The sequence below is a fragment of the Brucella sp. TWI432 genome (genome assembly GCF_039674445.1).
Classification (GTDB): Bacteria; Pseudomonadota; Alphaproteobacteria; order Rhizobiales; family Rhizobiaceae; genus Brucella; species Brucella chromiisoli.
This window is the reverse complement of record NZ_JBDJNL010000004.1, coordinates 177,700-199,542: the sequence shown is the minus strand read 5'-3', so window position 1 is coordinate 199,542 and position 21,843 is coordinate 177,700. Positions and strand designations below refer to the sequence as shown.

Genomic DNA, 21,843 nt, shown 5'->3' with positions numbered 1-21,843 from the left:
TATTTCTTTCTTAGAGAACTGCCGTGCACCGGGCTTCGACATCCAGAAGCGTCTTAAGTTCATCGTCCAGCGCCATGACTGTCAGTGTTGCGCCAACCATTTCAAGCGAGGTAAAGTAGTTGCCGACATAGGTACGATAGATCTTGAGGCCGCGTGCGGTGATCTCCCGCTCAATGGTATCGTTGAGAATATAGAGCTCGTTGACTGGCGTGGCGCCAAGCCCGGAAACCAGAACGGCAACTTCGGTGCCTTCCGGCAGATCGTGATCGTCGAGAACGATCTTGCTCATGTCCCGGGCAATCTCGTCGGCGCGCTTCAACGGTTCGACACGCACGCCCGGCTCGCCATGATGACCGATACCGACTTCCATCGTTCCGGGTTCAATCGTGAAGTTTGGATGCCCGACCGCCGGCAGTGTGCACGGGCCAAGACCAACACCGATTGAGCGGCAATTATCGATGGCTTTCTGCGCGCTTGCCTGTACTTCAAGAAGGCTAGCACCCGATGCAGCTTTTGCACCACCGATCTTCCACATGAAGATTTCGCCAGCAACACCGCGACGTTTTTCCCGTTCACTGGCAGGGGCCGAGCAGACATCATCATTGGCGACAACAGTCAGCACTTCAATTCCGGCCTTGGCAGCAAGCTTTATTGCCATTTTCACGTTCATGTTGTCTCCGGCATAATTGCCATAGAGACAAACAACACCCTTTCCACCATTGGCTTCGCGGGCTGCATCATAAAAGCTCTTGGCGGTCGGCGACGAGAAAAGCTCTCCTACAGCCACCGCGTCGAGGAGATTTTTACCGGTGTAACCAATAAAAGCAGGTTCATGGCCCGAGCCACCGCCAGTAATAACGCCAACTTTACCTTCGATTGGTGCATTTTGGGCGACAACAACACGCGGGTTTTCCGACGACAACCGCACCAGATCTTTATGGGCTTTGATAAAGCCTTTGACGGTGTCTTCGACAACTTCATCCGGATTGTTAATAAATCTTTGCATTTTGCACCTATTGAAGGCGAGAGATAAGTTCCCGCTCTGAAATTTTAATGCCGTATTTTGGTAACGAACAAGCGTGAGACCATTTGCTTTGTGAAAGAAGTGTGTCTCCACCATCAATCAGAAGGTCTGAACCATTTATCATGTTCGCGCCGTTTGATGCCATAAAGACTGCGATGGCTGCGATTTCTTCCCAAAACGCGAAGCGTTCGGTAGGAATGCGCGCCTTCGATGATGGAAATGCCAGATTTTAGAGCGTCATCGGGCGTGGAATACTCAATTTCTTCGCGGCATAGCCAAATCTTTTTGCCGTCGCGCTGCTGAATACCCATCCGAATAAAGCGGAATGTGGATTTGCAGGCGACAATGCCGTTGTAAAGGGCGGCACCCTCTGCGAACGATTTTTTTGGTTTTTCAGTTTTCAAGAACGTCTGCACGGCATCCTCCTTGACCACGCATGGCAAAAATCACAAACAATTCGACGTATGTCAATATAGGTAGATGACATTTGTCAAATTATACCTATCAAATGTCAAATCTTGAATATTTGCCGCGCTAAAGGGCGAGTGGTTTCCCGCGCTTATCGGCCCGGGAGAGGGAATATCTGTTCAATGTGTTCAGTGCATCCAGCGTTTACGGCATTGCTTTTGGCGCGGTGTTTATGGTGATCAGACTGGGTTTGATTGCTATCGATAGCGCGTGTGAACAAACGAATCCGCGGAGGGAAGCGGGAATAGAAAATTGCTCCCAATATTGTGATATACAGAAATATTTTCTCCCAGCTTAAAGGTGCTACATCCCGCCGGGAAACAAATCCCAACGGAGTCAATAATGAAGCTTTATTATAAGTCAGGTGCATGTTCTCTGGCCCCGCACATCGTTCTGATCGAGGCAGGTTTTACCTATGATCTCGAAGCGGTTGATCTTAAGGAAAAGAAGATCGCAAGCGGTGCTGATTATTTTAAAATCAATCCACGTGGTGCTGTTCCTGCACTTGAGATTGAACCGGGTGTGGTGATCACGCAGAATGCTGCTGTTCTCCAGTATATTGGTGATCATTCCGATGTTGCAGCTTTCAAGCCAGCCTATGGCACGATCGAACGCGCGCGCTTACAGGAGGCGCTCGGTTTCTGCAGTGATCTGCACGTGGCTTTCAGTGGCTTGTTTGCGCCTGATCTTTCTGATGATGCGAAGCTTAAAGTAATTGCTTCAATCAATCGCCGCATGGGCCAGTTAGAAGCAATGCTTGCGAATGGTCATTCCTACTGGTTGGGCGAAGACTTCACGCAGGCAGATGCATATGCCGCCGTGGTCATGGGCTGGGGCCTGATGTTGAACGTTGATCTCTCTGCTTATCCAAAAGCCCTCGCGTTGCGCGAACGCGTCATGGCGCGCCCTGCGGCTCAGAAGGCTTTGAAAGAGGAAGGTCTTATTTAAGATCAAAGGCCGGAGACAATTGGTTTTCGGCCTTTTTTTATGGGTTCCTTCGCAACCTGAGACTGTTCACTCGTGAACAATCAGTTGAAACCACGTGTCCAGAAAACGGCTGCGTTTGTGGCCGTCAAGATAACCCAGAAGCTTCGGGCCAAGCTCAATGGGTTGAAGTGGAGCTAGATCAGACGGGCTTTCGTCTGACGTGAGGCCGGTCTTTTTAAGCAAGGATTGGCCATTTTCCGATGTCCGGCACGGGCACATTATAGGCAAGATCAATACGGCCACGGGGCCGATATGGCGCCATATATGTCTGTCACCCGATGAAATGACGGTGCGTGTCGTGAATTAACATGATTTTAAAACATAATCTAACATTTAAATCGTTATAATGTTATCCACATCATTGTGATGATATCAGAACGGTGTTACGTCCTCCCTGTCTCAGCCCATTATCGGGCGTGTCTTGAAGACATCCGCATGGAGATTGTCAGTAAATGAATTCCGTTTCCCTCGCTTCCCACGTGCTGGAACTGCTTCTTGTTCAGGAGCAGGGTCAATGACGATGGCAGGAAATTACGCTCCACTGGTTCTGGCTGGCGACAATGATCGCATTGATGCAGAAGCTGCCGGTGAATATCTTGATGGCTGGGCGGGGCAGGACAGTCTGCGCCTTGCAACAAGCAATGTGATTAAAGCAATTCTGGCTGGATCCGGTCGCCTTGCGGGCCGTATTGCGCGAGGGTCCATTCCTGGTGATCCCGGCAAGCTCGTTGGCGTTAACAGCGATCAGGACCAGCAGAAGAGCATTGATGTTGGCGCGCACAATCTTTTTGTCGAGTTGTTGATTGCAGCAGGTGCTGCATCGGTTTTGTCGGAAGAAGCGGAGCTGCCTGTTCCGGGCAAGGCTGATGGGCTGGTTGCCGTTGCAATCGACCCGCTTGACGGCTCCGGCAATGTCGGTCTTGGCGCGCCGCTCGGCACCATTTTCTCTATCTTCCCTGCGGATACGGCAGAGCCTTTCCTTCAGCCCGGCAATCGTCAGCTGGCAGCAGGCTATGTCTCGTTCGGCAATTCGATTGATCTCGCCTTTTCGGTCGGCGAAGGCGTTCTTTTTGCAACGCTTGATCCGGTCAGCGGCCTCTTCCAGATCACCCGAAAGAATGTGACGCTTCCGGAGCGTACATCCGATCTCGCCTATAACGCATCCGTTTATCGTCATCTCTCGGCGGGCATGAAGGCCTATGTCGATGATTGCTACAACGGCAAGGACGGTCCGCGCGGACGCAATTTCAATATGCGCTGGTTGGGTGCAGCGGTCGGCGACATGCACCGCATCATGCAGCGCGGCGGTATCTTCTTCTATGTGGACGATGCGCGCCCGGGCTACGAAAAGGGCCGTCTGCGTCTCGTTTATGAAGCCAATCCGATCGCGTTCCTCAGCCAGCAGGCTGGTGGCAAGGCAACAAACGGTTCCACGCCGATCCTCGATATCGTTCCCGAAACCTATCACGAGCGCAGTGCGCTGGTGTTCGGTGTTGCGGAAGAAGTCGATGTGCTTGGTGAATATTATGCGCGTTCGCGCAATTAATTAGGAGGAAACTCAGATGGCACGTATTACGCTGCGTCAATTGCTCGACCATGCTGCTGAACATAGCTACGGTGTTCCAGCGTTCAACATCAACAACATGGAACAGGCGCTTGCTATTATGGAAGCGGCCGATGCTGCCGATGCGCCAGTTATTTTGCAGGCTTCGCGCGGTGCGCGTTCCTATGCAAACGATATCATGCTGCGCCACATGATGGATGCTGTTACGGAAATCTATCCGCATATTCCGGTTTGCGTGCATCTTGATCATGGCAACGAAGCTGCCACGTGCATGACCGCCATTCAGGCAGGCTTTACCTCCGTCATGATGGACGGCTCGCTGAAAGCTGACGGCAAGACGCCTGCTGACTGGGATTACAACGTCTCTGTTACGCGTCAGGTCAGTGAAATGTCCCATCTTGGCGGCATTTCTGTTGAAGGTGAGCTTGGTGTTCTCGGTTCGCTCGAAACCGGCATGGGTGAAGCAGAAGATGGTCACGGCGCAGAAGGTCAGCTTTCGCATGACCAGCTTTTGACTGACCCGGATGAAGCTGTGAAATTCGTACGTGAAACCAAGGTCGATGCGCTGGCAATCGCCATGGGCACTTCGCATGGCGCTTACAAGTTCAGCCGTAAGCCTGATGGTTCCGTGCTTGCAATGAACGTGATCGAAGAAATTCACCGCAAGCTGCCAAACACGCATCTTGTCATGCATGGATCGTCTTCGGTGCCGGAAGATTTGCAGGGAATCATCAACAAGTATGGCGGCAAGATGAAGCCAACATGGGGTGTGCCTGTTGAAGAAATCCAGCGCGGCATCAAGCATGGCGTGCGCAAGATCAACATCGACACCGATAACCGTATGGCGCTGACGGGCCAGATCCGCCGCGTGTTGCAGGAAGATCCGAGCGAGTTCGATCCACGCAAGTATTTGAAGCCTGCAATGGCTGCGATGACGAAGCTCTGCAAGGATCGTTTCGAGCAGTTCGGAACGGCTGGCCATGCTTCGGCTATTCGTCCGATCCCGCTCTCGGAAATGGCCAAGCGCTATCGTGATGGTTCGCTGGACCCGAAGTTCAGCTAAGATTTTCTGATTACGGCAATAAAAAAGCGGCGGGAAAACCTGCCGCTTTTTTTGTGTCTCAACGTGTCAAAAAATCAGCACTTATTGTACTTGGCATCGACTTCGTTAATTGCGTCAACATTGCCAGCCGAACGGCCATTTTCGTCAAAGGTCTGTGCAAGGAACGCATCAGCAATGGTCTTTGCAACTTCCGAACCGATAACGCGTGCGCCCATCGTGATGATCTGCGCATTGTTGGAAAGTGCTGCACGTTCTGCCGAATAGGTGTCGTGGGTCAGCGCTGCGCGGATGCCCGGAACCTTGTTGGCTGCAATGCAAACACCGATGCCGGTGCCACAAACCAGAATTGCGCGGTCATAGGTGCCGTCGAGAACGGCGGATGCCACACGGTCCGAGAGGTTTGCATAGAATGCGTCTGCACCAGCGTCCGTGCGGGAGATTTCGGACACTTCAAAACGATCCTTCAGGTGATCTGCAAGAACCTTGGCCAGACCTTCGCCAGCGCTGTCGCCTGCTACTGCTACTTTCATGATATTGCTCCTTAATTAGCTTTGATGGTTTTGGCGCATTTCGCCAGAATGTCGAGATAGCCTTCCACGTTCCATGCCGAACGGCCAATGAACAGGCCATCGATATGCGGGCAGGCAATGAGTTCTTCGCAGTTGCCGGGATTGACCGAGCCGCCATAAAGGCAAGGAACACGACGGCCAAGGATACCTTCTGCAACCGCAATAATTTCAGCCTGGCGGGCATCGGCATAGTCTGCCGAGGCTGGAATACCGTTTTCACCAATCGCCCATACGGGTTCGTAAGCGAACAGGATTTCAGCTTTCTTCTGTTCATCCGAAAGCTGAGAAAGTGCTCCGCGCACTTCTTCTGCCAGCACTTCCGCAGCGCGTTCGTTTTCTCGGTCTGCCAGCGTTTCCCCGATGCAGATCAGCGGGATCAGGCCATGACGAATAGCTGCTTCGACCTTGAGGCCAACGGTTTCGTTGGTTTCTCCAAAATGTTCGCGACGCTCTGAATGCCCCAGTTCAACGATGTCGAGGTTGCAATCTTTCAGCATCAGCGGCGAGATTTCACCGGTCCATGCGCCCTGATCAGCCCAGTGCATGTTCTGTGCGCCAACCTTGACGGAAGTGTCCGACAGGATTTCTTTTACTTCGCGAACATAGGTAAACGGTGGAATGACAAAGCGCTGAATGTCTGCCGAACGACCGCTGTCGGCGTCCTTCAATGCAGTCGCGAAAGCGCGCGCTTCCGCAAGCGTCTTGTTCATTTTCCAGCTCGTACCAACCCAGAATTTGGACATGCTCGAATGCTCTTTCTTTTCGTGTTTATTCTGCAATTGTCAGTTTGATGCCTGCCGGCTCAAGTTCGGCTACAAGGGCATCGCCCGGAGATTTATCCGTAATGATCGCATCAAAATCGCCAAGATCAGCCATCACATGCAAGGCTGTGCGGCGGAACCGTTGATGATTGACCAGAAGGCATGTGCGGGTTGCCGATGCGGTCATGGCGCGCTTGGTGCGGACGACATTTTCATCCATATGATAAACGAGGCGTCCATTGACCGCAGGCGCGGAAATAAAGGCAATGTCTGCGCTGAGTTTTGACAGGGCTTCCTCGGTCAACAGGCCGAAGAAGGCGTTGAACTTTGCTGAAAATACGCCGCCGAGCGCGATCAGATTGATGCCGCCTTCACCCTTGAGGTTTTCGATGATGACTGCATTGTTTGTGATCACAGTCAGCGGGCGCTTCTCAATCAACATGCTGCCCAGAACCGCAGCGGTGGAACCGTCATTGATCATCACGGTCATGCCGGGCTCGATCAGGTCAAGGGCTGCACGCCCCATCTCAATCTTTGCTTCATTGTCCTGCTGAACGCGAAAACGGAAATCGCTTTCAAACTGAGAACCGGCATCCATCGTTGCGCCGCCGCGTACTTTGCGCAGCACGCCTGATTCTTCAAGGGAATCCAGATCGCGATGAATGGTCATTTTGGACACAGAAAAACGTTCGGCCAGATCGTCAAGATCGACTGCATGATTTTCAATCAGCAGATTGATGATCGCCTGTCTTCTGTCGTCGCGTTTCAAGGTGTTTCCGATCTCAAAACATGGTTGCTGATCGCGCAAACTTAAAACACAAAATCACAAACCAATCTATATAAAATGTGATTTTGTGATATTTTGTCGATCAGTTTGTGTTTACTGCACAAGCACTCTTGCAGTGCGCTCATCGGTGATCAAACCATAAAGGCGTCCACTTTTGAGCACAGCGCGAATAGCTTGGGCTTTTGAAAGACCACCCGCCAGACCAATGATGCGGCTCATATCTGCATTTTCAACCGATGCTGCAATGGTGCGGGCTGTCAGGCCTGTTTCAAGCCGCGTACCGTTTGCATCGAAGAAATGACCCAGCATTTCGCCGATGCCTCCACGACTTGCGATCTCTTCCATTTCAGAAAGTTCGATCACGCCTGATGTGACAAGCTGCGCATGGGCATCAACTGTACCCAGACCAACGATTTTCAACTCGGCACGGCAGCCCATTTCGAAAACTGTCGTTACACCCTTTTGTGCCAACAGAACCTCGCGGTCTTCTGCGGTATTTGCAAAAAATGGCACGGGCATCACATAGGCTGGTCTGCCGGTCTTCTCGGCGATGCGATGCATCACATCATGCGGATTGGCAGCAAAGTTTCGTGTCAGGCCGCCAAGCAGCGAGACAAACTGTACCTCTTTCGCCGCCACGCGTGGCATGTGATTGACCGCTGCCGAAAGCGTGCGGCCATGGCCAAGGCCGATCACTTCATGGTCGCCAAATTCGATCTCTCTGCGCAGAAATTCTGCTCCGGCATTACCCAGCGACACGAGCGGTAAGGCTTCCTCGCCCAGATCAGGGGTAACTTCACAATATTCGAGATTAAAACGCTCAGCGAGACGGTTTTCGAGATCGATACATTCCGTAATGTCGCCGTCGATTGTCACTTTTACGGCACCATCCGCAACAGCTTTGGCGATCAATCGATGCGCTTTCACAGAGGGAAGTCCAAGCCGTTTTGCGACGGCTGACTGGGTCATCCCCCCGATAAAATGGAGCCAGGCGGCACGAAGGGCTAAGGAATCCTCTGCATCTGCCATTTTTCTGCTGCCTGCTCCCCGATTCTTTATTGTTTTCTTATAGTTATATTTTCAAATCTCCCGCGCCAGTGTCAATGTGCGGTGCCCAGAAGGCCACACTTTCCGCGATCTGCGGGATGACTTCACGGTCGTTTGGTTCACGTTCCTTAAACGATAGCTCAAGGCAGATTTCATTGTCCACAGCACCGCCTTCGGCAAAGGCCTTAAGCAGCGGTTCCGGCTGGATACGGCCTTTGGCATTGAAAGCCGCTGTGAATGGACGGTGCCCGCCCTTATCCATAAGACTCTGTTTGATGTGAATGATTGGTGAGACCTTCGGCACGGCACGCGCCCATGCATAAGGGTCGAAATCATCCGGGTTCGATGATGTCACATCGCCATGATCGATGTCGGCCATCATCCACATCGGGATGGCCATGTCTGCTGCGGTCAGCCGATCCTGAAGCTTGATGCTCTCAGCGATTGTTTCACCAAACTCACGGCCGATGCTCATCGGCTCCCAGAAAACATAGTCAAGACCAGCACGGCTCGCATGTTCAGCAACTTCTGCCCAACAGTCGATCGCGATCTTGATCAGCTCTTCGCGGCGTTCAGGATTATCAAAATCCTTGTAAGTGAAAATCGCAAATTGCGTGCCGACCGATTTGCCGCCAAGATCGCCGATAATATCGGCAAATGTCTTGAACCAGTCGACATAATAGCGACGAACATCTGCGTCGGGGTGGCCGAAATGATTGAGGCGTCCATAAGGGCCGGTCATGCCGGAAGTGACGCGGACACCGGTGCGCTGCAAGGCTTTGTCCATATCGCGGGTGAGGCGACGAATGGTCGAAGCCTGCCAGCTTGGATTGATGAACTCATGCGTAAGCTGAAGATCGCGCAGACGCAGGTCGCGCGCAACAGTTTCGATCAGATCATCCGGCTCAGCAAAGCGGTTCACAAGCGGATTGGTATTGAGCGAAAGCGTAAGGGCCATGGTGTCCTCAGGCGGAAATTTTAGCGTTGTCGAACCATGCAATGAAAGCAGAGCGCTCGGCTTCACTGAGTTGCAGGTAGTGCTTGGTGCGGCGATAGAGAATGTCGTTTGCCGTTTTCGCCCATTCTTTCGCAACCAGATAACGGACTTCGGCTTCGTAAAGATTGCCACCAAAGTGCTGACCAAGGCCAGCAAGATCACTTACACCCGCGACGATGTCCTTGGTGCGTGCACCATAGAGGCGTCCATAATGTTGCACCAGTTTGCGCGGCATCCATGGGTAGCTGTCGCGCAGGCTGTTTGCGAAGGTTTCATAATCCGCATTCGGGATTTCGCCGCCCGGCAATGGTGCATCATGTGTCCAGTCACCGCCCATTTTCGGGAAAATGTGCTTCAAGCGATGCATACCGCGCTCTGCAAGCTCACGGAATGTGGTGATCTTGCCGCCAAAGACGTTCAGCAGAGGCGCGTCGTTGGTCTCATCCAGATCGAAAACATAGTCGCGCGTGACGGCTGATGGGTTACCCTTACCATCGTCAAACAGCGGACGCACACCGGAGAAGCTATGAAGTACGTCTTCACGACGCAGCTTTTCCTTGAAATAGCGGTTGACCGCCGTGATCAGGTAATCGATCTCTTTCTCATCCGCGCTCACATCTTCGGCGCGGCCTTCATAAGCGATATCGGTGGTACCGATCAGCGCCTTGTCGCCTTCATATGGGTTGATGAAGATCACGCGCTTGTCGTGATTCTGCACGAGATAGGCATTCGCACCGGACCAGAATTTCGGCACGATAATGTGGCTACCCTTGACCAGACGCACATTGCGCGAAGAATTTGAACCGGCAACATTGGTGATGACGTCTGTCACCCATGGGCCTGCGCAATTGACGACGCAGCGCGCGCGGAAGCTGCGCACTTTGCCCGTATCGCGATTCTTTGTTTCAATGATCCAGCCGCCTTTTTCGCGACGCGCCGAGGTGACTGGTGTGCGGGTTAGAATGGTCGCGCCTTTTTCAGCAGCGCCCAGAGCATTGAGAACAACGAGACGGGCATCATCTACCCAGCAATCGGAATACTCGAAGCCCTTGGTATATTGATCGAGAATCGGCGTGCCTTCCGGGTCGCGCTTGAGATCAAGCGTGCGGGTTCCGGGCAGCTTCTTGCGACCGCCGAGATGATCGTAGAGAAACAGGCCGAGACGCACCAGCCATGCCGGACGATCCTGCGGGCTGTGTGGCAGAACAAAGCGCATCGGCCAGATGATATGCGGTGCGGCGTTCAACAAAACTTCGCGCTCGATCAGCGCTTCGCGAACCAGACGGAATTCGTAATATTCGAGGTAACGCAGACCACCATGCACCAGCTTGCCAGAGCGTGACGAAGTGCCTTCGGCAAGATCGTCTTTTTCCGCAAGCACAACCTTGAGGCCGCGCCCGGCTGCATCGCGAGCTACGCCCGCACCGTTGATACCGCCACCAATCACAAACAGATCGTAGGTTTCCGGTTCAGCCATCTCATGCTCCTTCGGATGCCGGCACTCCGGCAAAATAAACTATTATTTCAACCGATTGGCGGATTACCGATCGGCTGCAAGCTTGTCCCAGATGGGTGTCAGAGCCAATCTTGCATCTTTGTAGGCGTCGAAAAGTTCTTCATAGCGTGTCGCCTGCGTTGCATCCGGCGCTTCGCTTGCTCCGAGCAGAGGCGCAACCCATTCGTTAATGCAGTCGTCCATGCTCTGATAAGCGCCGATTGCCACCGCAGCCATCATTGCTGCCCCGGCAGCACCTGCTTCTTCACGCGATGAAACCCGTACAGGGGCGTTGACTGCTGCAGATAAGGTGCTGCGCAGGGCACGCGAGCGTGCAGCGCCACCCGTCAGGCGTAATTCGGCAGGCATATCACCCATCGCAGCATAGCAATCGCGTGTTGCCATGCCGAGACCTTCGACCACTGAACGAACCAGCTCAGGAAAGCGGTCGCGGCTCGAAAGGCCGATAAAGCCTGCGCGCGCAAAGGCATTGACGAAAGGACCGCGTTCTCCGGCTTCGGAGATATAGGGATGGTAAAGCAGCGCGCCGGGGCGGCTGGCATTGAACCAGTCGTCGAGGCGAGGGATGAGATCGTTCAGCGAGACTTTTTGGTCTGCCGTTGACATAAGATCGGCAGCGATCTGCAAAATCCAGTCGATATTGATCGTCGCGCCCATATTGGTCTGAACCTGCGTGACGATGCCCGGAACAGGCAGAGCAATAACATAGCCCGTTCCTTCCGCATTCAGATGAATGTCGGAGACGGGTTTTGCGCGCATATGCACGCCTGTTGAGCCTATGGTCGAGCAGCCTGCATCTGCTGTGCCGCAATAGACGCCCGCGCCAAGCGCGGTCATCACCATGTCGACATAACCAAGGCTCACCGGCGTTCCGGCCAACAGACCTGTTGCAGCTGCCGCTTGGGGGGAAAGCGGATGCTGCGTCAGAGTGCCATCCACGATTTCGGGTAGCAGGCTGCGGCGCTTAATGAGGCCGAGCGCTTCAATAACCACATCGTCATACTGGCGATTGCGGAAATTGCCGAAGGTGAAACTGGCTTCCGAGGGGTCTGTGGCACGGACGCCGGTGAGGTTGAGGTAAAGCCAATCCTTGCAGTGCAGGGCGACTTCTGCATTATCGAGCAGTTCCGGTGCGAAACTGTCCATATGCGCCATTTGTGTGCCTTGCTGGCAGGTGTTAAGGCCTGTGCCGGTCGCTTCAAAGCGCGCGCGGTTCATCGGTCCTGCTGCAAGTCTGGTAACAGTGTTTGCTGCGCGGGCATCGAGCCAGATCCAGGCGTCGCCAACCGGCTTGTTATCGCGTCCCACAAGCCATGTGCCGTCCCCTTGACCTGTAACGGAGATCGCGGCGGTGCGTTCACTCAAATTTGGAATTTTATCGGCAAGGCCGCGCAAAGCCTTGGCACAATCTTCCCATGTCTGGGAAAGAGATTGCGTAACGGCACCGTGCTCACCGGTTTCGTATTTGTTGCGGACAGCCGCCGAATCGAGTTGACGACCATTCAGGTCGAATGCCACAGCCTTGACGACGGATGTGCCCGCGTCGATGCCGATGATTATATCACCTTTACCACGCATGACTGAATTACGCTTTCCCAATCAGGTCCTTTGCGGACATTTGGATTTCCTCCCGCGACAAAATTCGTCGCTCGCGGCCCATGATTTTTATGAAAATAGGCCTTCGCTCATGATTGAGATAACATAACGGCATCGGTCTGTCTGTAAAATTTTTGTGCACAAGCATTTTTTTTCACCAAATGGTGATGACGGCAAAATTTGCCAGTTTGGCAGAGGGGTTTCCTACATGGTGCTTAATAAGGAGAGATGGTATTTTACCCAATTAGTTTGTTGTTTTTATTAGTTATTTTATAAGAATGACGTATGTGTGGCCAATGTCTTTATCCTTGTTGAGGTTGCTTGAGAATGGTGCTACGGGACACGAATTGTGCTGGAGCTCTGTGAGTTTTTGGCGCAGGATTGTGCGAAATTCGGGATGTTTTGAAAAGACGCGATTGACAGATATGGGTCTTTATAACATGATTATTGGAGTTGATAACATGCTGCTATCATAGAACATGACGGCGGCATATTTGTTTCCAGGCCACGCGGAGGGGCGGTGCCGGCGACATGCGGAGGATTTGATGTTTAAGATTTCTGCCCCTGTTTGCCCCGCTCTTTTGGCTCCCTCTCATGTGTGGGAGCAAGGGTAGTGCAGCATGGACGCACGCTCCTGGCTGTGTAAGGTCAGCCGCATCATCCGTTTCACCAACGACAATCCGGCATAATTTGCTGAAGGCGTTTGATAATGAGTACACAAGCTAATCAAGTTTCACAGAAACCCGCCAAAATGAACCGCGCAACCCTTTGGAGTGTGGTTGCTGCGGTTGTGGTTATCGGTGCAATTGGTTTTGATACGAAAGTTGTGAAGATCGGATCTGATGCCGATGTCCGTCAGCAGGTTTTCTCACCTGAAGCTTATGGCGCGTCGGAATTTCCGAAGGTCAAGGCAAGCGTTGTAGAACGTGCAGTTGATGCTGTCGAAGTTGGTGCTGCCCTTGTTGCTGACAAGGTTGCGGCTGGCAAGAAATACGGTGTTGGCAGCGTGAACCCGGTTATCCCGGTCAAGTTCACGGGCACAGTCGAAGAGCGCAAGTCGAACTTTAACGTCATCAAGGTCGATGGTTTCCCCGAAGGCATGGCAATTCGTGTTCAGACCGGTCCGGCTGTCAACGGCACCGATCTGCGAGATGCAACCGGCACAATCGAATTCGGTCAGTTTAAGAACCAGATTGAGTTCCAGAATGCCGGTTCCGCGCTCAACAATGAGATGAAGAAGCAGGTTCTCGAAGGCGTTGATGTTGACAATCTCGTCGGCAAGACGGTTTCGGTCACGGGCGTTTTCAAGCTTGTCAACCCGAAGAACTGGCTGGTTACGCCAGTGGAATTGCAAGTAAAATGACCGCTCAGACCAAAGTTGAAGGCAAGCACGGCGAAGTCGTTCTTTCCGCACATGACGTTGCCAAGGCTTATGGGCGCATCAATGCGCTCAAGGGCGTGAACTTTGAAATCCGTCGCGGTCAGGTCACCACGCTTTTTGGCGAAAACGGTGCAGGCAAGTCGACGCTGATGAAGGTTTTGTCGGGCGTCATTCAGCCGACATCGGGCACGATCATCCTTGATGGCGAGCCGGTGGTTTTCAATTCTTCGACCGAAGCACGCGATCGCGGCATTTCGATTATCCATCAGGAGCTGAGTCTCGCGCCCAATATGAATGTGCGCGACAACATCTTCATGGGACGCGAAATTCGTGGTGCAACAGGCGTCAATTTCGCAGAAGAAGAACGCCTGACCCGCGAACTTCTGGCGGAGCTTGAAGAAGACATCGATCCGCTCACCCTTGTCGAAGAGCTTCGTCTCGGCCAGCAGCAGGTTGTCGAAATTGCGCGTGCGCTTTCGGTCAATTCCCGCATTCTCATCATGGATGAGCCGACTTCGGCGCTGAGCGCTTCGGAAGTGGAAGTGCTGTTCAAGGTCATTCGTGACCTGAAAGCGCGTGGCGTGGCGATTGTTTATATCTCGCACCATCTGGAAGAAGCATTGCAGATTACTGATCATGCCGTGGTTCTGCGCGATGGCGCTATGACCGCTTATGCGCCGCGTGGCGAAATCGATCTTGAATGGATCGTTCGCAACATGGTGGGTGAGAACTTTGATCTCGGTTCGCCTCCAACCGGTTACGAATGGGGCGATGTCGCGCTTTCTGTCGAAGGACTGACTGTTCAGGACAAGTCCGGTGATTTTGCGCTTGTCGATAACATGTCGTTGAATGTGCGCGCCGGTGAGATCGTCTGTATTTACGGTCTGATGGGCGCAGGCCGCACCGAACTTCTCGAAACGGTCGCAGGTCGCCTCAAGGCCAGTTCTGGCCGCATTCTCCTTGAAGGGCGGGATGTTTCGGGGCTCACAATTGCCCAGCGCATTGATCAGGGGCTGGTTCTGGTGCCGGAAGACCGCCAGCGCGACGGTCTTGTTCAGACAATGACGGTTGGCCGTAATCTTTCGCTGGCCAGCATCGGCGAAATGACAAAGGGGCTTTTCACCTCCACCAAGCGTGAAAAGCACATCGTCGACCAGTCGATCAAGAACGTTCACATCAAGACGGATGGCGGCGAAGCCGCAATCGGTTCGCTTTCTGGCGGCAACCAGCAGAAGGTCGTTATCGGCAAGATGCTGGCAACTGAGCCGAAAGTTATCCTTCTGGATGAGCCAAGCCGCGGTATCGATATTGGTGCCAAGGCAGAAGTGTTCAAGCTGCTGGCTGAAAAGGCCAAGGACGGGCTTGCAGTCGTTTATACGACATCTGAAGTCGGCGAATGCCTCAGCATCGCTCATCGTATCATCGTTATGAACCGTGGACGCATTTCGGCTGAATTCGGCTCCGACGTATCCAAGGAAAAGATCATGGCCGCCTCCGGCGAGTCCATGGTCGGTCACTAAAATAATTATGGAGCACTGATAGAATGTCAGTCACGAGCACCAACGACAAAAAGGCGGCGTCCACCGGGACAAAGCGCAAAACCAGCATCGTGCATTTGCTGCTCGAAGGCCGTGCGTTCTTTGCGTTGATTGCGATCATCGCAGCCTTCTCGTTCCTCTCGCCTTATTACTTTACCGTCAATAACTTCCTGATCATGTCGTCGCATGTGGCCATTTTTGGCCTTTTGGCGATTGGTATGCTGCTGGTCATTCTCAATGGCGGCATCGATCTTTCGGTCGGTTCCACATTGGGGCTTGCGGGCGTTGTTGCCGGCTTCCTCATGCAGGGCGTCAATATTCCTGAGCTGGGCGTGATCCTCTATTTCCCGGTCTGGGCGGTTGTCATCATTACCTGTGCACTGGGTGCATTTGTTGGTGCCATCAACGGGGTCCTGATCGCTTATCTACGCGTTCCGGCCTTCGTGGCGACGCTTGGTGTGCTTTATTGCGCACGCGGCGTAGCGCTTCTGATGACCAATGGTCTGACCTACAACAATCTCGGTGGCCGTCCTGAACTCGGCAATACCGGTTTTGACTGGCTTGGCTTCAACACGCTTTTTGGTGTGCCGATTGGCGTTCTGGTGCTTGCTGTTCTGGCAATCATCGTTGCAGTCGTGCTCAATCGCACCGCATTTGGCCGCTGGCTCTATGCTTCGGGTGGCAATGAACGTGCAGCCGAACTTTCGGGTGTTCCAGTCAAGCGTGTGCAGATTTCGGTCTATGTGATTTCGGGTATTTGTGCTGCAATCGCTGGTCTGGTTCTGTCTTCGCAGCTGACTTCGGCTGGTCCGACCGCAGGTACAACATACGAATTGACGGCAATCGCCGCAGTCGTGATCGGTGGCGCTGCGCTGACGGGTGGTCGCGGTACAATTCTGGGCACGCTTCTGGGTGCATTTGTTATCGGCTTCCTGTCCGATGGCCTCGTGATCATCGGTGTATCGTCCTACTGGCAGACTGTCTTTACCGGCGCGGTTATCGTGCTCGCGGTTCTGCTCAACAGCATTCAATATTCCCGACGTTGATGGTTACGGCTCCGTCCACCGTTCCGGGCGGAGCCGGTTCTTCGGGGGTAGCGAAAACTTTCCAAGACGGCGACCACATTTAAAAGTCTCGCCCATTGGAAGTGGTAACGCCGGGAAACCGGTATAACTCAATGATAATTGTTACGGGAGTGAGACATGTTTAAGAAGGGTATGCGCGTTCTGTTTGCTGCTGCTGCAGCATTGCCGCTAATCGCCAGCACCGCATGGGCTGAAGGTCTGATTTCAATCGTGGTCAACGATCCTTCGAACCCATACTGGTACACCGAAGGTGAAATCGCCAAGAAAACCGCTGAAGGCCTCGGCTATTCGGCTGTTGTTGGCGGTCACAAGGGTGACACCAACACCGAAAGCAACCTGATCGACACCGCAATTACCAACAAGTCTGTTGCGATCATTCTCGACCCGGCAAATGCTGATGGTTCGGTCGGTGCGGTCAAGCGCGCTGTTGCCGCTGGCATTCCAGTGTTTCTGGTAAACGCTGAAATCAACGAGGAAGGCTTGGCTAAAGCTCAGCTCGTTTCAAACAACGCACAGGGTGCAGCACTTGGTGCAACGCAGTGGGTTGAGAGCGTTGGTGAAGAAGGCAAGTATGTTGAGCTGTTCGGTTCGCCGTCAGACAACAATGCTGCCACGCGTTCGAACGGCTATGAAACAGTTCTTTCGCAGTATCCTGACCTCGTAAAGGTTGGTCAGGACGTTGCGAACTGGAACCGTACGCAGGGTCACGACAAGATGCAGGCTCTGCTTCAGGCAAACCCGGACATCATCGGCGTTATCTCGGGTAACGACGAAATGGCTCTTGGTGCAATCGCTGCTCTGAAGAAGGCTGGCAAGCTTGATCAGGTCAAGGTTGGTGGTTTCGACGGTTCGCCAGATGCCGTTGCTGCGATCAAGGCTGGTGAACTGCAGTACACCGTTCTGCAGCCAGTTGCGATCTTCTCGGAAGCTGCTGTCAAGCAGGCCGACAACTTCATCAAGACTGGCAAGACCGGCGTTGACCAGGAAAAGCAGCTTTTCGATTGCTTCCTGATCACCAAGGACAATGTTGACAAGTACACTGCTCCATTCGTTCTGGAACAGTAAGACCTACATGGATGGGGCGCGGGTTAAACCCCGCGCTCCTCTAAGTATTTTAGTACCGATGCTATGAATCGGGACCGGTCAATACATTGAGCGGGCTGGGGACGAGTGGTAGGCATGGTTACAAGCAACAAAGCAAGCATTGATAGCCTTCTGACTGAGCAGGTGCCGAATGACAGCAGGCACGCACGTCAGTTGGTTCGCCGCCAGCAAATTGCTGAATTGATTATGTCGGAAGGGTCGGTGCGGATTGAAGATCTGACCGAGCGTTTCGCAATCAGCCTTATGACCGCCCATCGTGATGTGGACGAACTGGTCAGTCGCGGCCTGTTTCGCAAATCACGTGGCATTGTTTCCGCAGCCCCGACAAGCCTCATTGAAGCAAGCGATCTTTATCGCGTCGCCCGCCAATCCGAAGAAAAGAAACTGATCGCCGAAGCCGCGATGCAGTTTGTTGAGCCGGGTCAGGCCATTTTCTTTGACGACTCTACAACCGTTCTACAGATGGTGCCTTATCTGCCGGAAAAGGGGCCATTGACCGTTATCACCAATTCACTGATCCTGATGAACGAAGTGCGTGACATGAACGATGTCACGCTGCTCGGTCTCGGCGGTCAGCTTTATAATTGGTGCAACGCCTTTGTTGGTGGGATGACGATTCATGAAATCCGCCGTCTGCGTGCGGATGTGGCTTTTATTTCGATTGCTGCAATTACCGATGATCTGCTGTTCCACCAATCACCGGAAATGATCGAAACAAAGCGCGCTATGCTTGAATGTGCGGCAAAGCGCGTGCTCTTGACCGATCACACGAAGTTCGAGCGCAGGGCGCTGCATAATTTTGGTGCATTGAAAGATTTCGATGTCGTTATCGTTGATGACAAGACATCGCTTGAACACATTGAGCGAATGCAATCGCAGAACATCAATGTGGTTATCGCCGGTTCTGGCGGAACGAAAGAATAAGCCGGAAGGCTTCAGAATTTAGCGCATATATATCAGGAAATACGATCCATGCCGTCTCTGTTGGGAATTGATAGCGGACTGACCGTCACCAAGGCCGTTATATTTGACGTTGATGGGACGACGCTTGCCGTCGCCCGTCGCCGTGTACCCCAATATTTTCCAAAACCGCGCCATGTTGAGCGTGACATGGACGAATTCTGGAATGCAACTGCGGATGCGATTGCCGAAGCGCTTTCAAAAAGCGGACGTCCTGCCTCTGACATCCTCGCCATTGCCACCACGGCTCATGGCGATGGCATCTACATGCTTGATAAGGACCAGCGTCCACTTGGCAAGGGCATTCTGTCGCTGGATAGCCGTGCCGTTGACGTGGCTGAACGCTGGGTAAACAGCGCTGTTGCAGAGCAGTCAATTGCGATCACTGGTCAACTGCCACACGCGTCTGCTCCTTCCGCCATTCTGGCCTGGGTCAGGGAAAATGAGCCTGAACGTTACGCACGTATCGGCCATGTGATTGCATGCAAGGACTGGCTGCGCTTCTGTCTGACGGGTGAAGTCGGCACAGACCGCACCGAAGCATCGACGTCCTTTACCGATTACAAAACACAGGATTATTCGCAGGACGCGCTTAAACTTTTCGGCCTCGAAGCACTTTGGGATGCGCTGCCGCGCATGTCGCGTTCAGATGAAATCGTGGGTGGTGTTTCGCAAGACTGCGCAAACCGTACCGGGCTTGTTGCTGGAACACCTGTTGTTGGCGGCCTGCATGATGTGACCGCTTCTGCGCTCGGTGTTGGTGGTCTCAAGATTCGTACAGTTGCTGTTGTCGCCGGGACCTACTCGATCAATGAAACGCTGTCGTCGAAGCCCAATATCGATAAGAGCTGGTTCTGCCGCAATGGGATTGCGCCGGGTGAGTGGAACAACATGTCCATTTCGCCTGCTTCGACCGCAAATTATGACTGGTTTCTTGACAAGCTCTGCCCGGCTGAACGTCGTGAAGCGGAAGAAACAGGACGCTCAATTCATGACATGCTGAGGCCAGAAATCGACGCAGCATTGGCTAAGCCTTCAACGGCTTTGTTCCACCCTTATCTGTTCGGATCACCTTACGGTGCGATGGCGAGCGGCGCGTTCTTTGGTCTGCGTGGCTGGCAGGAACGTGGCGATATGCTGCGTGCAGTCTGGGAAGGCATTGCTTTTAACCACCGCATCCATGTCGATCATTTGAAAGATGGTTTTGAAATCTCGAGCGCCCGTCTGACGGGCGGCGTGTCGCGCAGTCCTTCATTTGCGCAGATGTTTGCCAATGTGCTGGGTATGCCGGTCACTGTCACCGATACGGATGAAGCGGCAGCATGGGGTGCAGCACTTTGTGCAGGCAAGGGTGCAGGCGTTTTCGCTGATGTTTACAGCGATCCGCGCGATCTTGATGCGATTGGCCGGACCTATATCCCCGATGCTGCGCGCAGCGAACAATATGAAAAGCGCTATGCCTTGTTCAAGGAAATCGCATCCGCGATGGGGCCGATCTGGTCCAAAATTGATGCGCTTACAGATTAGAGCGCATCCCGAAAAGTGTGAAACGGTTTTCGGATAAAGATGCGCGTTAAGACAATGATTTAGAGCGCCGATCTGATTCAGTTAGATCGAAATGCGCTCTAAAAGACAGCGAAGACAGTGAAATGAACGATTTCGTAAACAGTGCCCAAATGAAGAACCGCATCAGCCAACTCGAAGCTGACGGTGTTGATGTGCTTATTCTGGGCGCGGGTATCAATGGCGCGGGGCTCTATCGCGACTTGAGTGAACAGGGCGTAAGCTGTTTCATCGTTGATAAGGGCGACTTTGGCTCCGGCACGAGTGCGGCCCCTTCGCGCCTTATTCACGGTGGCCTCAAATATCTTGAAACCGGTGAATTCGGTCTTGTGGCGCAATCAACCGTCGAGCGCAATATATTGCTCAAAAATGCGCCGCATAATGTCCGTCCGCTACCGACATTCATTCCGGTTTTCTCCTGGACGAAGGGCATCACCGCAGCACTTCGTACTCTGTTTGGCTCGACAACTGCGCCACGCAGTCGTGGTGCCGTGCTGATCAAAATCGGCCTTGGTCTTTACGATTATTTTGGTGCGCGCGAGCGCGTTATGCCAAAGCACAATTTTCTTTTGAAAAAGAGTGCTTTGAAAGAAATGCCTTATATGACGCCGTCAATCGTTGGCGGTGGCATTTATTATGACGCATGGGTCAGTAAGCCGGAACGTTTGGTTTATGAGCTGATCAGCGATGGTTTGAAGGCCAATTCGAAAAGTGCGGCAGCGAATTTTACGTCTATTGTTGAGGCCAGCGATGGCGTTGTGAGTTTTGAAGGGCCGGATGGCGCAAAATTCGCGGTTAAGCCAAAAATCGTCATCAACGCGGCCGGTCCATGGATTGATCATGTTAATGCGGCGCTTGGTAAAGAAACCAAGATGATCGGCGGCACGAAGGGTTCGCATATCCTCATTGACCACCCTGAACTGGTCAAAAGCCTAAAGGGTCGCATGATCTACTTTGAGGCGGATGATGGTCGTATCTGCCTTGTCTATGATTATCACGGTCTTGCGCTGGTCGGTTCAACGGATATTCCGGCCAACAATCCGGATGAGGTTTTCGCGGAAGACAAGGAAATCGATTACTTCATCGAGAGCCTGCGTTCGCTGCTGCCGAAGCTGAAATTCGATCGCAGCCAGATCGTCTATACCTATAGCGGCATTCGCCCGCTGCCTGCCTCCAACGCGTCGGAGCCGGGGCTTATCAGCCGTGACCACTCCGCACCGGTTATTGAGCCGGATGCAGGCCGTCCGTTTGCGATCATTTCGCTAGTCGGCGGCAAGTGGACGACGTTCCGCGGCTTTGCGGAGGAAGTGGCAGACACGGTGCTCAAGCGCTTTGGCCGCGAACGTCTCAAATCAACCAGAACTCTGACCATCGGCGGCGGCAAGGACTACCCGGCAGATGACCGTGCGCGCACCGCATGGGTGGCAAAATACGCCAAGGAAACCGGGCTTGCAGTCGAACGTGTCGAGACACTATTGCAGCGTTATGGCACAACGGCATTGCCAATCATTCAGGACGAAGCCAAAGTTGGTGTTACGCTTTTGCCTGATACGGACAGTATCAGCCGTGCGGAAATTGCGTGGATCGCGCGTAATGAGCTTGTCGTTCATCTCTCCGATGTTGTTTTGCGACGGACAACGCTGGCAATTGACGGCGCGCTTTCGAATGCCAATCTCGCGGTAATCGCCGATATTATCAGCGTTGAATTTGGCTGGGATTCTGCTCGCAAGGCGCAGGAGCTTGAGCTTGTGATTGCCGAGCTCTCAAAGCGTCACGGGATGACGCTTGGCGAGCAGCCAGCAAAACGCCGTTAATTCAGGATAAAAAAACGGG

Annotated in this window: 18 protein-coding genes and 1 pseudogene; 10 read left to right on the top strand and 9 right to left on the bottom strand. The window is 53.1% G+C overall.

Annotated features, from left to right (window positions below; translation table 11 throughout):
• Positions 1-10 precede the first annotated feature (10 nt).
• Positions 11-1,006, bottom strand: a complete 996-nt coding sequence (locus ABE527_RS09610) for a dihydroxyacetone kinase subunit DhaK (RefSeq protein WP_265983975.1) — start codon at positions 1,004-1,006, stop codon at positions 11-13.
• A gap of 94 nt (positions 1,007-1,100) precedes the next feature.
• A pseudogene (locus ABE527_RS09605) lies at positions 1,101-1,238 on the bottom strand (SDR family oxidoreductase); the annotation flags it as partial.
• Between the two features lie 596 nt (positions 1,239-1,834).
• Here ABE527_RS09605 and gst point away from each other — a divergent pair.
• The 3 genes from gst to fba all read left to right on the top strand — a co-directional run bounded on the left by gst (position 1,835) and on the right by fba (position 5,106).
• On the top strand, positions 1,835-2,440 hold the full coding sequence (gene gst, locus ABE527_RS09600; protein WP_499694347.1) for a glutathione transferase: 606 nt from the start codon (positions 1,835-1,837) through the stop codon (positions 2,438-2,440).
• A 553-nt stretch (positions 2,441-2,993) separates the two neighbouring features.
• On the top strand, positions 2,994-4,025 hold the full coding sequence (locus tag ABE527_RS09595) for a class 1 fructose-bisphosphatase (RefSeq protein ID WP_499696769.1): 1,032 nt from the start codon (positions 2,994-2,996) through the stop codon (positions 4,023-4,025).
• Positions 4,026-4,041: 16 nt separating this feature from the next.
• Positions 4,042-5,106, top strand: a complete 1,065-nt coding sequence (fba, locus tag ABE527_RS09590) for a class II fructose-bisphosphate aldolase (RefSeq protein WP_499696768.1) — start codon at positions 4,042-4,044, stop codon at positions 5,104-5,106.
• Positions 5,107-5,180: 74 nt separating this feature from the next.
• Here fba and derI read toward each other — a convergent pair whose 3' ends face one another.
• The 7 genes from derI to ABE527_RS09555 all read right to left on the bottom strand — a co-directional run bounded on the left by derI (position 5,181) and on the right by ABE527_RS09555 (position 12,361).
• Positions 5,181-5,636 (bottom strand): D-erythrulose-4-phosphate isomerase, encoded by a 456-nt coding sequence (gene derI, locus ABE527_RS09585; RefSeq protein ID WP_265983979.1) that lies wholly within the window; start codon positions 5,634-5,636, stop codon positions 5,181-5,183.
• Between the two features lie 11 nt (positions 5,637-5,647).
• Entirely contained in the window at positions 5,648-6,418 is a 771-nt protein-coding gene (locus ABE527_RS09580; RefSeq protein WP_265983980.1) for a triose-phosphate isomerase, read from the bottom strand.
• 25 nt (positions 6,419-6,443) lie between these two features.
• The gene (locus tag ABE527_RS09575) at positions 6,444-7,205 is read right to left on the bottom strand and encodes a DeoR/GlpR family DNA-binding transcription regulator (protein ID WP_265983981.1); all 762 of its coding nucleotides are present in this window, start codon (positions 7,203-7,205) and stop codon (positions 6,444-6,446) included.
• Positions 7,206-7,316: 111 nt separating this feature from the next.
• On the bottom strand, positions 7,317-8,252 hold the full coding sequence (locus ABE527_RS09570) for a sugar-binding transcriptional regulator (protein WP_265983982.1): 936 nt from the start codon (positions 8,250-8,252) through the stop codon (positions 7,317-7,319).
• A gap of 43 nt (positions 8,253-8,295) precedes the next feature.
• The gene (locus tag ABE527_RS09565) at positions 8,296-9,228 is read right to left on the bottom strand and encodes a TIM barrel protein (protein ID WP_499696767.1); all 933 of its coding nucleotides are present in this window, start codon (positions 9,226-9,228) and stop codon (positions 8,296-8,298) included.
• A 7-nt stretch (positions 9,229-9,235) separates the two neighbouring features.
• Positions 9,236-10,744 carry a glycerol-3-phosphate dehydrogenase gene (locus ABE527_RS09560; RefSeq protein ID WP_499696766.1) on the bottom strand — a complete coding sequence of 503 codons (1,509 nt, stop codon included), beginning with the start codon at positions 10,742-10,744 and terminating at the stop codon, positions 9,236-9,238.
• Positions 10,745-10,807: 63 nt separating this feature from the next.
• The gene (locus ABE527_RS09555) at positions 10,808-12,361 is read right to left on the bottom strand and encodes an FGGY-family carbohydrate kinase (protein ID WP_265983985.1); all 1,554 of its coding nucleotides are present in this window, start codon (positions 12,359-12,361) and stop codon (positions 10,808-10,810) included.
• 727 nt (positions 12,362-13,088) lie between these two features.
• Between ABE527_RS09555 and ABE527_RS09550 the strand changes: the two genes are divergently transcribed.
• The 7 genes from ABE527_RS09550 (at position 13,089) to ABE527_RS09520 (ending at position 21,824) form a co-directional block, all read left to right on the top strand.
• Positions 13,089-13,742 carry a DUF2291 family protein gene (locus tag ABE527_RS09550; protein WP_265983986.1) on the top strand — a complete coding sequence of 218 codons (654 nt, stop codon included), beginning with the start codon at positions 13,089-13,091 and terminating at the stop codon, positions 13,740-13,742.
• On the top strand, positions 13,739-15,280 hold the full coding sequence (locus tag ABE527_RS09545) for a sugar ABC transporter ATP-binding protein (protein WP_499696765.1): 1,542 nt from the start codon (positions 13,739-13,741) through the stop codon (positions 15,278-15,280). Before ABE527_RS09550 ends, ABE527_RS09545 begins: the two co-directional genes overlap by 4 nt.
• Before the next feature lie 23 nt (positions 15,281-15,303).
• Positions 15,304-16,344 (top strand): ABC transporter permease, encoded by a 1,041-nt coding sequence (locus ABE527_RS09540; RefSeq protein WP_187547098.1) that lies wholly within the window; start codon positions 15,304-15,306, stop codon positions 16,342-16,344.
• Positions 16,345-16,500: 156 nt separating this feature from the next.
• Entirely contained in the window at positions 16,501-17,448 is a 948-nt protein-coding gene (locus ABE527_RS09535; RefSeq protein WP_499696764.1) for a D-ribose ABC transporter substrate-binding protein, read from the top strand.
• A 114-nt stretch (positions 17,449-17,562) separates the two neighbouring features.
• Positions 17,563-18,411 (top strand): DeoR/GlpR family DNA-binding transcription regulator, encoded by an 849-nt coding sequence (locus tag ABE527_RS09530; protein ID WP_499696763.1) that lies wholly within the window; start codon positions 17,563-17,565, stop codon positions 18,409-18,411.
• 48 nt (positions 18,412-18,459) lie between these two features.
• Positions 18,460-19,974: an FGGY-family carbohydrate kinase gene (locus ABE527_RS09525; protein WP_499696762.1), complete on the top strand. Its 1,515-nt coding sequence runs from the start codon at positions 18,460-18,462 to the stop codon at positions 19,972-19,974.
• Between the two features lie 122 nt (positions 19,975-20,096).
• Positions 20,097-21,824 carry a glycerol-3-phosphate dehydrogenase/oxidase gene (locus tag ABE527_RS09520; RefSeq protein WP_499696761.1) on the top strand — a complete coding sequence of 576 codons (1,728 nt, stop codon included), beginning with the start codon at positions 20,097-20,099 and terminating at the stop codon, positions 21,822-21,824.
• The last annotated feature ends 19 nt before the right edge of the window (positions 21,825-21,843 follow it).